We start from the raw sequence: 12369 nt of genomic DNA, 5'->3' as shown, positions 1-12369 counted from the left end.
AACGACCCTCTCTTGACTTGGTTTATTGGGAGAGCACGGCCTGAATTTGCGTCAGCGCCTGTTGCGCCGCCTGATCGTCGTGACCAAACAGATGCGTCAGCAGCGTGGGGGAAAGGGTGCTGGCGCAATATTCCAGTACCACGCTACCGGTTGCGGTATTAATGCTGCACGATTTCAGGCACCCCTCGGGGTGACACAGCGATTGCAGCGCAGCCAACCTGCTTTGGCTAAGTGCAGAAACCAAACGATTGGTAAAACTGAGGCGAATTCGCCCCGGAATATGGTGCGCTACCGTGACAAAACGGCGTAACGCCATCAAACTCTGCAAATCATCTGCCGCCATAACGGTGACTACAGCCTCCCTTTGCCTACCAACATCAATGCCGCAGCACGCTCATGCGACATCAACCCATGCCGTGCGCATAACACAAGGAGACAAGGTTGCCCCTGCCACCACGTCAGGAATGTAAATTTTTTGCGCGAAGACAGCGTCACAATAACGTAACGTTAGAAGAACCACTTAAGATTTATACGGTTAATTGCAGGTTGTTTGTTTTTTATCAATTCGTGCGACAAACAGAGGTGATAGACACTCTCACTACGATAATGTAAATTGTTATCATTCTAATCCCTACGAGTCGCGGCGACATGTCTCCCTATCTGCATCAAACTCAGAATCGCATTCGAATTCGCTCCGAATATATTCAGCGCAACCCGGAACGCGTCACCGAGACCATTGCGCAACTGCGACACATCGCGGGCGTGCAGGAGATTACACATCGGCATTATGCGGGTTCTGTTGCGATCTGTTTTGACAGCAAGATCCTGTCTGGCGATACGCTGTTGGCACACATTGAGCCGGCTGGGTGGCTTTCCGTTGCCAGAAACCAAACCTACATCGACAGATCGCTTCATCGCTATACGCGTTCACTGGCGAAAGGACTGGCGCTGATGACGCTGGATATGGCGATCAAAGGCCCACTGGTTAAACGACTTGTCACTCTCGTGCGTTAGACACCACAGATATATCTTCTATACCCTAAATAATTCGCGTTGCAGGACAAAACGTTTACGTTTTGAACAGCGCTTGCGCTGGCCCGCCAGGGCGAGGCTCATTTATGAGTCTCGTAACGCGGCAAGTGAAGGACAAATCTGTCTGGAACAGATTTGAACAGCGCCTGCGCTGGCCCGTAGGGTGAATCTCAGGGATGAGATTCATTCATCCCGATGAGCTTACTCAAGTAAGTGATTCGGGTGACTGAACGTAGCCAACACACCTGCAATGTGAAGTATGACGGGTATAAATTCTTTTTGGGCAGCGCGTGCGCTATGTGAGAATATAGCGCGCGCTGCCGCATTTGTGCCCGTTACATGCATTGGGTTGGAGAAAACATGGAGTTACACCTTTGGCTCGCCTTTGTCGGCGTGATTACCGTTTTAATTGCAATTCCCGGTCCGTCAGCGTTGATCAGCATGACGCACGGTTTGCGCTATGGCCGTGGACGTGCTGCCGCCACCGTACTGGGCGGCGTGACCGCCGCGTTGGTACTGATGTCACTCTCGGCGCTGGGGTTGGGAGCCATATTAGCCGCTTCAACAACCGCGTTTATGATCCTGAAAATCGTCGGCGCGCTCTACCTGATTTGGCTCGGCATTGCCTCATGGCGTTCAGCCGCCGCCGCTCACACGCCTGAACACGTGAACCTGGATGCGTCCCCCACGCGTGTTGCGCTGTTTCGTAAAGGTTTTTTAGTCGGTATTAGCAATCCGAAAGATCTGCTGTTTTTTGCCGCGCTGTTTCCCAACTTTATCAGCACCACAGAGCCTCATGCGCTCCAGTTTGCTATTCTGGCGCTGACTTGGGTACTGTTTGATTTCAGCATCATGTTTTTCTATGCCAGCACCGGACGCCATCTGTCCGGCGTGTTCAGCAACCCGCGCCGCATGGCGCTGCTTAACCGCGCCACGGGTGGTGTGTTTGTGTTGGCAGGATCGGCGTTGGCGATCTCCAGCCGCTAATAACACCACCGGCTTCGCCATTGCTATCCCGCGCCCCATGGGATAGCAACGCCACACCATCCGGCTTCACGCGTGATGAATCTCTCCGCTATCATCATTGAATGTGATCGTTTCTCCGTGACGTAACACCCGCGTATGGCCCGGCTTGTCGATAAACACCGGAATGCCCAGCGCCGTTGCCAGAATCGCCGCGTGAGCGTTTCTGCCGCAGTCGGTGAAATAAACGCCCTTGATCCAGGCGGGGTCCAACTGCACCGCTTCGGAAGGCAACAATATATTGGCGACGATCGCCATCGGTGTATGACAAGGCGTGACCACACTATCTGGCTGATGGCTCAAATGCCGTAACACCCGCAGACCGACGTCATAGATATCGATATAGCGCTCACGCAGGTAGGTATCTTCAATCGCCTGATACTCCTGCGCCAACGAGCCAATCACTGTCAGCCACAGCGCATCAACCTGCACCGCAGCTTGCCCCATTCGCTCGGCAACCGCATCGTACAATTCATCATCCTCCAGCATCATTCGCTGCGCCATAAAAATCCCGGCTTCTTTATCAGAAAGGCGCTGCGTGGTAAAGGCGCTGAGCGCATCCAAGTCTTGCACGGCAGCCTCAATCGCCTGTGCCAATTGAGCAAGTTCAGCCTGCGCGCTTTGACTGACACGAGGCGTCACGGTGGGCAACGCCCGTTCTACCCGGCACACGGTGGCCGTTACCAATTCACCAACGGGATGTCTCTGGGGACGCGCCAACGCGGCGTCCTTCGCATCTAAACGATCGCCAAAATTATCGTGCGCCAGCAAGGCAAAGGCATCAATCGCCTGTTGCGCCTGCGCGCCGCTCGCGTGCAATGTGACTTCATCGCCGCGTTTAATCGCCAAGAGCGCGATATTGTTGACACTTTTTCCGTTCACTGTCTGTGCACCTTTCACCAGTTGCACATCGGCATTGTAGCGGTTAAGGCAGGTGGCAATCGCCGATGCCGGACGCGCGTGAATGCCAGCAGGGTTAGCCACACGCCAGGAAAAGGTGAGTGTTGACGGTGGTACTTCCTCCGTCAAGGCAACGGGAGAGAGGGCCGCCGTAAGCCTATCATCCTGGCTCAACTGGTGATATTTCGCTGCCAGTGCCTGATGCGCTTCGGCAATCACCTGACGGATATCACCGCCGGACGCAGCCATGACAGCCGCAGCGATCGTGCCCTCTACCAGGGGCGCGGCGCAAACGTGCACACGGGTCGCATAGGCCTCGCCCAGCAGTTCCAACGCCAGATCGGTGCTCAAAATCGCACTTCCCATATCGACCATCACCAGCACGTCCCCCTCCTCTTGCACCTCCTGTATTGCCGTCATCACGGCAATCGGATCGGTGCCAATCGGGTTATCGGGATCGTCAATGCCAGCCGCCAGCGCAAACTTTACGCTGCCGTGCGTCATCTGCGCGGCCAGTTCCACCACCCCTTCCGCCAAGCGCTTACTGTGAGATACCACCACGATATTGACCATTTTCTACAGCCTTACCCAATCGGGTCATCAGGGCATCACATATCCACGACATCACAGAGCGTTTTAAACAGCAGGTAGCTGGATGTCGCACCAGGATCCTGATGTCCAATAGCGCGCTCGCCAAGGTAGCTGGCACGACCTTTCGCCGCACGCAGTGGGATGGTGCTTTTCATTCCCTGCTCTGCCGCTTTCAGCGTTTCCGCCAGCGCCGAGGAAAGCGGGTCTTCCTGCCGGGCTTTCAGCGATGCGACAATCGCACTCAGCGTATCCACCATGGTTTTATCGCCGGGATGCGCCATGCCGCGAGCAATAATGCGCTCCGTCCCTTCCTGATACATATGGTAGAGATCCGTTACCGTCAGCTCTTCTTTTGCCATGACGGTCTCTGCCGCTTTGATAAAGAAGGTGCCGTACAGCGGTCCGCTGGCCCCACCAATGGTAGAAAGCAGCACCATGCCGGTATTCTTCATGATGGTGCCGATATCTTTATCCGCCAGCGTTGGCAGCTTTTCTTTTACCTTGCGAAAACCACGGTTCATGTTCAGTCCGTGATCCGCATCGCCAATTTCACGATCCAAATCGGTGAGAAATTCTTGTTGTTGCTCAAATACATCGGCCGCCGCATCCAGCCAGGAGATCACTTTGCTTTTCGTTACCACCATCATTGCACCTCAGCTTTCACTGCATCAGCGCCGGATGCAGGCTATCCCTGCCTCCGCGCGCGATCTGCCGCCAACGGCGGCAGCTTGCCTGACTTAACTACATTTTCCATCTCAACGCGGGTGTACTGACCGGGAAATCCCAGAGCGAGAGCATTTCGTCATCCGCTTTCAGCACCGTGATGGAGACGCCCTGCATATCAATCGCACTGCAATAGGTGCCGATCAGATTACGTGCAATCTTGATGTGCTTCGCCGCGAGAATCTCCGCCACTTTGCGATAAACACCGTACAGCTCAGAGGCTGGCGTAGCCCCCAGTCCGTTAACCAGCACAATCACATTGTCGCCCGCGTTGAGTGGCGTCGTGGTGCGGGTATCGTCAAACCATTCACCCTTTTCCCGATCCCATTGGCGCAGCGTTCGCACGTAAGGGGTGTTATCGAGGATTTCATCCAGCATGGCGCTGACAATGGTGTCACCATCGGTGTACTTTTCCCGACGAATGCCCGGTTCACCGTGAATACCAATACCGAATTCGATTTCATCTTCCGGCAACGAAAAGCTGGGCTTACCGGCTGCGGGTACCGTGCACGAGGAGAGCGCAACGCCAATAGAACGGCCCTGATCGGCAATACGCGTCGCCAACGCTGAGCATTGTTCCAGGCTATATCCCTCTTCTGCCGCTGCCCCCAACAGTTTCTCTGCCAGCACCGTGGTAGCAACCCCGCGGCGGCCCGCCGTGTACAAGCTGTCCTTTACCGCAACATCATCGTCAATGACAGCCACCTGCACGGCGATACCTTCACCGTGCAGCAGTTCTGCGGCGGTCTCAAAATTCAGGATATCTCCGGTATAGTTTTTGATCAGCAGCAACACGCCATTTTCGTTGCTGACCTTCTGCGCACACTCATACATTTGATCGGGCGTAGGCGAGGTAAAAATATGGCCTGGGCAGGCACCATCCAGCATGCCAAAACCGACAAAACCGGCATGCATCGGCTCATGCCCGGAGCCCCCGCCGGAGATCAGCGCCACTTTGGGCTTGTCCGAACGGCGGCACACATAGAAAGGCTCAGTATTCACCGTCAATTCAGGGTGGGCGAGTGCGAAACCTTCAAGCTGTTCTCTGATAACATCATCGACTTTGTTGATGAGCTTTTTCATGACCCTTCCTCTTGATGACCGCCCTTTCACTGGGGAAAGGACGATTTCCATGGGTGAGCGGCGTACCGCCCGTTAGGCAAAAACCGGTAAAAACTTGTAGCACAGTGCACCGATACCACCACCGATCAACGGACCGACAATCGGCACCCACGCGTATTCCCAATCGGAATGGCCTTTATTTTTGATGGGTAACAAGGCATGAGCGATTCTCGGCCCTAAATCACGCGCCGGGTTGATGGCATAGCCCGTGGGGCCACCCAACGACAGGCCGATGCTGTACACCAGAATCCCCACGGCAAAGGGGCCAAAACCGGACGCAATCCCGTTATGCGAATTAAAAATCCCCAGTACGCCAAACACTAAAACAGCCGTACCGATAATTTCTGTGACCAGGTTCCACTTAAAGTCGCGCACCGCAGGCCCGGTAGAAAACGTCGCCAGGATCAGTCCTGCATCTTCAGTCACGTCGTAGTGCCGTTTGTAAGTAAGATAGACCAGAATCGAGCCGAGAAAAGCACCGATACATTGAGCAACAACGTAAACTAAAGCCATTGCGCCCGAGATACTGCCATACAACCACATGCCAAAAGTAACGGCCGGGTTGAGATGCGCCCCGCTCACCCAGCCCGTGATATATACCGCGATTGCGACTGCAAATCCCCACCCGGCGGTAATAACGATCCAGCCGCTATTGCCCCCTTTGGTTCGCGCTAGCACTACGTTGGCTACTACACCGTTGCCAAGCAGTATCAGCACCATGGTGCCAATCAATTCTGCAAGAAAAACGTTCATCGCTGTCTCCTTCGTTTTCGGTTGAGGGATTACCCACATGACGGAACGAACACGATGAGAGTAGGAAGCCAAACCCATGCTGTAAAAAATATTTTTTTGTTCAATTCAGGAACATCGTTGCATATCAAAAATCACCAAAATGAAACATTAATAACGCTATTCACCCTGTTATTTGATACCCGTCAAACTGTGACGAAAGTTGTGCCGCAACTCACACTTTGTCGAAGTGAAAGATAAAAATGTTTTAATTCAATATATTAAAAGCAAGAATTTGATTTTCCACATCACTACGCGCGGTTGGCGATGCACATCACAGATTCAACATAATATTTCCAAAATGGAACATAAATGCGTTACCTATTTCCCAAAGGGACACGATAAAGGAGCAACCGATGAAACAGACTGAATTGAAAATCCTCTGGCACGATTTCATCACGTCGGACCCCTTACCGTATCCCGATGCTGCCAGCATGGAGCATCTCACGCTAAAGCCCTATGTCACTGAGTCCTGGCTGCGTTGCCGTCGACAACAGCGTCACGACCATTGGTCAACGCCGCTCTACGCCAAGGGCATTACGTTCAAGTCCCTGTGCCGCAACCGTGCCGATATGATCAATATCGCGGCCCCCATACTGGAGGATATCTTTGCCTATCTCACCACTGCGGAATGCGCCTTGTTACTGACCGATGAAACCGGGTGTACGTTGAGTTTCCACGCCTCCCCGGCCATGAGCCAACGCCTGATGGCTCTGGGCATTGGTGAAGGCATTTACTGGCGCGAAAGTATGATGGGCAATAATGCCGTCACGACGGCACTGCTGTTACACGAACCGGTCAGCCTGCAAGGCTATGAGCATTTCAATCAGCATTTGCATCAATTTGCCTGCTTTGCTACCCCGATTTTCGACAGCTACAGCGCGGTGATGGGGGCGGTTGGGCTGATTCTACTGAACGACAGCGACACGGTTTCCGCGCTGGCGCTCGTGCATTCCACAGCACAGCAAATCAGCGCAAAATTGCACACAGATATGATTTTGGCGGAATCCAACCAACATTTGAGTGAGGTTCACGCCTTGCTGGATGGCGTTGAAGAAGGCGTTCTCGCCTGGGATCATAAAGGCACCATCCTCTATCTGAACAAAAATGGCAGCGACCTGCTCAATGTTAAGGGTGAGAAGCTGTTAGGAAAAAATATCCAGGATACGCTGACCTTACCGCAGCGAATCGTTCATGCTATTGCGGAAAACCGGGATGTCTACCTGTTCGAAACCGCAGTCGAGTTCCAAGGCGCATTTATCGCACTGGCAATGTCGCTCAAAATCGTAAAAGGCATCGCCAATACCCCCGACCGTTACATTGCGCTGTTGCACCCTATCGATCACATTCGTGAATTGGTGCATCGCCACGGCGGGGCGTATGCCCGTCTGACATTTGACGACCTCGATTACGTTGGAACCTCCAGCGCCATCCGGCGTGTGGTCCGCCTTGCACAGCAAGCCGCGAAGGGGCGTGGTTCCGTCCTGCTGCATGGTGAAGAGGGGCTGGGTAAAGCCTATCTGGCACAGGCCATTCATAACGCCAGCGAGCGTCGGGATAAGCCTTTTATTACCATCAATTGCCAGGCCATACCGCGCGAGGCCATGGCAAGCGAATTTCTTGGCAATAACGCGCATACCGATAAACCGGTCATTTCCAAATTCGAGTTGGCGAAAGGCGGCACACTGCTGTTAGAGAATGTCGAATACCTGACTCAGGAAGTGCAAACCGCGCTGTTACAACTGCTGAAAACCGGATTGCTTAACAAAGCCAACCAGACGTTGGTACCGCTGGATGTCAGGCTGATCACCACTACCGATGTGGATATCAATCAGTTTGTTGAGGAAAACCGCTTTCGCCGCCACCTGCTGTACGAGTTGCAGTCGTTCGACATTCACGTGCCTGCCCTGCGGGAGCGCAGCGAAGATATCCCCGCATTGATCAAACACTACCTTAAGATCATGAGCCGCGAGATGGGGGCTCATGTGACGCTTTCTGAAGATGCGCAGCAGTTACTTATGCGCTATGCCTGGCCGGGAAATAACCGCGAACTGCGCAATGTGCTCGAACGGGCTTATAGCTATAGCAGCGGTAACCGAATAAAAGTCAAAGACATTCCGGCACCATTGAGTGAAAACATTCTCGAGGCATCCTCCCGAGAAGCAAGCTTCCATCTTCATTCATTACAAGAGATGGAGCGGGATGCACTCATTCAGGCAGCAATGCATTGTCGGGGCAAAGCCTCACAAATGGCCTCATCGTTAAAAATTGGTCGCACATCCCTGTGGCGTAAACTCAAGCAATTTAATATCCACCTTGCCGATTACAAGGTGGGGTGATCTCTTTCTGGACCAGCCCCATCGACAAAACGTTCAACAATATCGGACACCGTCAGTGCAGCATCGATCTGCACTGACGGGATCGTCACCCCGAATGTCTCAAGTTGCATCAGCAAATCAATCATCTCGACCGAATCCAGACCCAATGTGACGATTACGCTATCATTCAACCCAATGCGGTCAATCGGGATACCGCTCACCTGATGAATCAATGCTTTCACCTGGCGCTCATGATCACGCTCGCCTATCACGCCATCAACCTCGTGACACCTGTGAAGACAGGGAACGCCTCACACCCGGTGTGGTGGTTAACACCCGAAAATTACGTTTCTCACTGTATTTATCTACCAACGCTTGAGCGTTGCGGCTCAGTAAGAAGAAATCTTCGTGCAATTGCATTTTACGGAATGACTCATTGATATAGGTTTGCTGCTTATCACTGCGCTCTTCCGTGCCGGCTTCGGCGAGGAACGCTCTCTCCAGGAAGTGCTCTATCGTTTGGGTGTACAACCCCTCCTCTCGCAGAACCAGTTTATTGATGTTCTCTCTCTCATTTTCATCTTCCTGGACGTCTTCGCCAAGCCAGCGTTTCAACAGAGCCAGATCCTCCTTATTGATGCCGGACGAGGAATTGCCTGCGAAAGAAGCGCCCTCCGAACGACCGGCTTCCTCTGCATCATTTGCCGCAGGCCCTTTATCAACGATAACACTGGAGAGGTCAGCTCCGACGGTATGGAACGTCCCCTGTGATGCCAAGGGGTTAATGTTCTTCGTGGACGACAGTGTGCCAATCTTGAAATTATCCCCCAGGGGCGATTGTGGTGGTGACATGGTCGATATGTCAGAGCCAATAGAACCTGTGGTGAAAAGCGGCCGCTTTATCTGAACGCGTGGCGTTTGTACACGCTCAACCGCGGGTGCAGTGGACTCCACATTGTTAGTCTCCGGAGAGGGGGCCGCTGCCAATCTGGTACGGTTCCCATTCGACAACGTCGAATACGCGGGTAAATCTTGCGTGCTGATGCCATTCAGTCGGCTAAGCAACGGGTAGCGATTGAAAAAACTCGACGGTATATCACGCTGTTCCCCCATCGTGGCAATCAGATCTTTCAATAATAAAAAACGTTGATCTGTATTGATTTTGTCAGAAGCCAGCAGTTTTTCGGTCATTGAACTCCAAGGGTCAGGTGGCGTCGTGGGCGTATTTCCACCGTACGATGTCGCCGTCGCAGTGCTGCCATAAACGGTGATATTTCCAGGGGAAGAGGATGCTTTTGGCGAGTGATCTCCGTTAACGTTGCCCGCTGAACCTGACGTTTCTACCGCCTTTTCTGAAATGGCTGGCTTTGCCATGCCAGCAGGCGTCTGACGCCGAAGCGATAATGGGATTGACGCGATAGCATCAAACATTTTCATATAGCCAAAACGGATAAAGGCTCCGTGGATAGGCGCCTTATCCTGAACTGCGGATTTCGACTCCTTGGTGACCCCCCTGATCTCATCATCAAGCACGTTGAAGCACATGCGAATATTGGTATCAAAAATCTGTTCGATATTCGAGCACGCCCATTCGCGATCGGTAACATTGTGATATTCACACCATGCGTTGATCGACTGATTGAGCATATGCGCGATGAGATCTTCCACTATGTCCTTACTGTACGTTTCAAGCAGCGGCGCGGCTTCTATCCAAAACTGTTTATCGTCCTTAGTCGTATTTTTAATATTTTTTTGCAAACTAATGTTAGCATTGAACTCCTCAGGCTCTTTTTTAACTTCAGAAACAAAACGGTCGCATAATTTTTTATAACTTCCGCTCTCTGCTGAGGTGAAATTATCGGCCTTAGTGGCAAGCATACCCAGTATGCTTTTAAATATCTCGCGGCACTCAACCGTTGTATTGGCATTGCGTAAGTCTTCCGGTAGCGCGGCTTGCGACTGTGTGTGAATTAACCCATATACGCACCCGACTTTGTCAGGCGCCTTGATGAAATTTTTTACGGCGAGTGAAACACCTTCGTTAGCGCACCCAACCATATTATCAGTAACGGTCTCCGTTTTGGGTAGTTCTCGATTCATTCGATGATAAACATCGGCTTGAATATACCGTCCAAACCCTGGACTTGTATTTAAAGATGTTCCAATTGTCATAACTCCCCCACGATAATCAGCAATTGATTTTTTTTCTTAAATTAACAACGATATTATTTCTTACTCGCTCTAAATGTTTTACCACCACACGCCAACAGCGTGAGCACGTAACTTTAGCTCTGGGCTCTGGGCGTATGGGACGAGTTGCATCCATATACGCATTGAATGCCGGGTTATCAAAATACACGGGTGCAGCATTATATACTGGGGTTTTTCTAAAATAACGAACCCTATGTTCGCGTTGATAAATAGATCTCTGCTTATCGGTCATTGGTTGATTTTGCACTCTCTCAACTTTCGCCGGTATGGAATAATTATATTGATAAGTAAAATCTTTTAAACGCATTAAGTCTGACGCTGGTATTCCCGCATTTATCATCAAATTATAATACGGCAAAACCAATTCACTATTACATCTGGGTTTAAAAGCCATAAAGATTTGAATAAGTCTGTTGGTTGAATATTAAGACAGTGCTTTTAGTACCTCTCTGGCACTTTCTCCTAACGAGCTAATGACACTACTTAGTACTTTGTTCAAATTATCGAATGTGCTATTCGCCTGACTGTATCGCTGGGCAAAAGATTGCATGTTACTCTGGAAAGCACTACTGACAGAATTGAAACTCGCCAGCCAAGCCTGATAACGGGTGCTCGACACTTCAGTATATGAACCATCTTCCGTGACGTGCGCCAAAGTAACTTTATCATAGGTGTCCTTATTAAAACTGATTTTCCCATCGTTATCGACCTTGAAGGCCGGTGCCAGCGTCGCTCTTATCTCTTCTTTCTGGCTTTCTGTCATACCTTCTTTTTGATCTTCAGTCACTACCGACCAGCCAGGAACACTGCCAAGTTTATTGTCTTCAATCCACTTATTAAAAACTTTATATCCAGCGTCTCTGAGATGAGGCTCGTCAAAACTTACTGAATTTGCCTCCTTCCCTGAATGGGTTGAGTCGGCGGCAGCCTTCTGCACGTTTTTATTATACTCATCGTACATTTCAGTGTATTTCTGCAATAAATTGCCATAGAAATCCACGTAGTTAGTTTTAATATTTGCGATAACTTTAGCAATTTCCGCCCAGAGCTCCGCGTAACTGGTACTCGTTGTAAACGGTTCACTTGTATTTTCGACGCTTCTTCGGACACGATGCAACGTAGCCTCAGGCTCCTCATCGGGGACAGGGTTCTGAGCCTGATAAGCCAAGTTTTCCGATTTCACTACTGCTGCTTTATTCCTTAATTTATCGTCACGAATCTGCTGTTGAATCTTGTTAAGCTGCGTCTGAATTGCGCACTGTGACGCCGTCAACTGCGATTTTATGTCATCGTGACTTTCCCCCGACAATTCATTTTTTTGTTGCGAACGACGGATCTCATCAACGTACTGTAATAATTTACCCCCCGAAGCCAGATTGGGATTTATATTTAAATGAGCAAGCATTTTCTCAACACTGAGCATTTTTCCATGCATTTCACAGAGAGATAATGCACGATCAATTAGCTTATCACCCTCCTTATTTTCAGTAATAAGAAATAGTAAAATATTTTTCACATCATGCTGCGAATAAGCATCAGAGACATTTGATGCCCCCTGCCAATGCGCAACTGTGGTATAAGCGTCTGTGTTCCCGCGTGGAAATATTGCCGCACAAACCGGTAAAAGCACATTAGATATAGTCATTTTTTCGCCAAAAAT

General features: G+C 50.9%; 12 protein-coding genes. 3 read left to right on the top strand and 9 right to left on the bottom strand.

From position 1 onward, the window contains the following. Positions 1 to 22: 22 nt before the first annotated feature. The gene (locus J5224_RS04700) at positions 23 to 343 is read right to left on the bottom strand and encodes an HMA2 domain-containing protein (protein ID WP_264624253.1); all 321 of its coding nucleotides are present in this window, start codon (positions 341 to 343) and stop codon (positions 23 to 25) included. A gap of 305 nt (positions 344 to 648) precedes the next feature. Here J5224_RS04700 and J5224_RS04695 point away from each other — a divergent pair, with 305 nt between their 5' ends. Next, entirely contained in the window at positions 649 to 1014 is a 366-nt protein-coding gene (locus J5224_RS04695; protein ID WP_222158338.1) for an HMA2 domain-containing protein, read from the top strand. Positions 1015 to 1392: 378 nt separating this feature from the next. Beyond that, positions 1393 to 2019 (top strand): LysE family transporter, encoded by a 627-nt coding sequence (locus J5224_RS04690; protein WP_264624252.1) that lies wholly within the window; start codon positions 1393 to 1395, stop codon positions 2017 to 2019. 66 nt (positions 2020 to 2085) lie between these two features. Here the strand turns inward: J5224_RS04690 and dhaM are convergent, their stop codons facing one another. From dhaM to J5224_RS04670, 4 genes are all read right to left on the bottom strand, one after another. Further along, positions 2086 to 3528 (bottom strand): dihydroxyacetone kinase phosphoryl donor subunit DhaM, encoded by a 1443-nt coding sequence (gene dhaM / locus J5224_RS04685; RefSeq protein WP_264624251.1) that lies wholly within the window; start codon positions 3526 to 3528, stop codon positions 2086 to 2088. A 35-nt stretch (positions 3529 to 3563) separates the two neighbouring features. Beyond that, the gene (gene dhaL / locus J5224_RS04680) at positions 3564 to 4190 is read right to left on the bottom strand and encodes a dihydroxyacetone kinase subunit DhaL (RefSeq protein WP_264624355.1); all 627 of its coding nucleotides are present in this window, start codon (positions 4188 to 4190) and stop codon (positions 3564 to 3566) included. 97 nt (positions 4191 to 4287) lie between these two features. Beyond that, positions 4288 to 5352, bottom strand: coding sequence for a dihydroxyacetone kinase subunit DhaK (dhaK, locus tag J5224_RS04675; RefSeq protein WP_264624250.1), 1065 nt, complete (start codon positions 5350 to 5352; stop codon positions 4288 to 4290). Positions 5353 to 5424: 72 nt separating this feature from the next. Then, positions 5425 to 6144, bottom strand: coding sequence for an MIP/aquaporin family protein (locus tag J5224_RS04670; protein ID WP_264624249.1), 720 nt, complete (start codon positions 6142 to 6144; stop codon positions 5425 to 5427). Between the two features lie 392 nt (positions 6145 to 6536). Between J5224_RS04670 and dhaR the strand changes: the two genes are divergently transcribed. Next, positions 6537 to 8519 (top strand): dihydroxyacetone kinase operon transcriptional regulator DhaR, encoded by a 1983-nt coding sequence (dhaR, locus tag J5224_RS04665; RefSeq protein WP_264624248.1) that lies wholly within the window; start codon positions 6537 to 6539, stop codon positions 8517 to 8519. Here dhaR and J5224_RS04660 read toward each other — a convergent pair. Genes J5224_RS04660 through J5224_RS04645 form a run of 4 tightly spaced genes read right to left on the bottom strand, consistent with a single transcriptional unit; the run spans position 8504 to position 12354 of the window. After that, complete coding sequence (locus tag J5224_RS04660) at positions 8504 to 8770, bottom strand: acyl carrier protein (protein WP_264624247.1); 267 nt, start codon at positions 8768 to 8770, stop codon at positions 8504 to 8506. The genes dhaR and J5224_RS04660 overlap by 16 nt on opposite strands. Positions 8771 to 8774: 4 nt before the next feature. Next, positions 8775 to 10670, bottom strand: a complete 1896-nt coding sequence (locus J5224_RS04655; RefSeq protein ID WP_264624246.1) for a hypothetical protein — start codon at positions 10668 to 10670, stop codon at positions 8775 to 8777. A gap of 16 nt (positions 10671 to 10686) precedes the next feature. Continuing rightward, the gene (locus J5224_RS04650) at positions 10687 to 11103 is read right to left on the bottom strand and encodes a hypothetical protein (protein ID WP_264624245.1); all 417 of its coding nucleotides are present in this window, start codon (positions 11101 to 11103) and stop codon (positions 10687 to 10689) included. Positions 11104 to 11133: 30 nt separating this feature from the next. Then, entirely contained in the window at positions 11134 to 12354 is a 1221-nt protein-coding gene (locus J5224_RS04645) for an IpaD/SipD/SspD family type III secretion system needle tip protein (RefSeq protein ID WP_264624244.1), read from the bottom strand. Between the last annotated feature and the right edge of the window lie 15 nt (positions 12355 to 12369).

The organism is Candidatus Symbiopectobacterium sp. NZEC135, from assembly GCF_025962695.1.
Note: the sequence above shows the minus strand (reverse complement) of the source record. Positions and strands in the feature narration are given on the sequence as shown.

What these genes read in the sequence shown, in the direction of transcription:
- J5224_RS04700 (WP_264624253.1), bottom strand. Translation starts at nt 343, where the DNA reads ATGGCGGCAGATGATTTGCAGAGTTTGATGGCGTTACGCCGTTTTGTC.
- J5224_RS04695 (WP_222158338.1), top strand. Translation starts at nt 649, where the DNA reads ATGTCTCCCTATCTGCATCAAACTCAGAATCGCATTCGAATTCGCTCC.
- J5224_RS04690 (WP_264624252.1), top strand. Translation starts at nt 1,393, where the DNA reads ATGGAGTTACACCTTTGGCTCGCCTTTGTCGGCGTGATTACCGTTTTA.
- dhaM (WP_264624251.1), bottom strand. Translation starts at nt 3,528, where the DNA reads ATGGTCAATATCGTGGTGGTATCTCACAGTAAGCGCTTGGCGGAAGGG.
- dhaL (WP_264624355.1), bottom strand. Translation starts at nt 4,190, where the DNA reads ATGGTGGTAACGAAAAGCAAAGTGATCTCCTGGCTGGATGCGGCGGCC.
- dhaK (WP_264624250.1), bottom strand. Translation starts at nt 5,352, where the DNA reads ATGAAAAAGCTCATCAACAAAGTCGATGATGTTATCAGAGAACAGCTT.
- J5224_RS04670 (WP_264624249.1), bottom strand. Translation starts at nt 6,144, where the DNA reads ATGAACGTTTTTCTTGCAGAATTGATTGGCACCATGGTGCTGATACTG.
- dhaR (WP_264624248.1), top strand. Translation starts at nt 6,537, where the DNA reads ATGAAACAGACTGAATTGAAAATCCTCTGGCACGATTTCATCACGTCG.
- J5224_RS04655 (WP_264624246.1), bottom strand. Translation starts at nt 10,670, where the DNA reads ATGACAATTGGAACATCTTTAAATACAAGTCCAGGGTTTGGACGGTAT.
- J5224_RS04650 (WP_264624245.1), bottom strand. Translation starts at nt 11,103, where the DNA reads ATGGCTTTTAAACCCAGATGTAATAGTGAATTGGTTTTGCCGTATTAT.
- J5224_RS04645 (WP_264624244.1), bottom strand. Translation starts at nt 12,354, where the DNA reads ATGACTATATCTAATGTGCTTTTACCGGTTTGTGCGGCAATATTTCCA.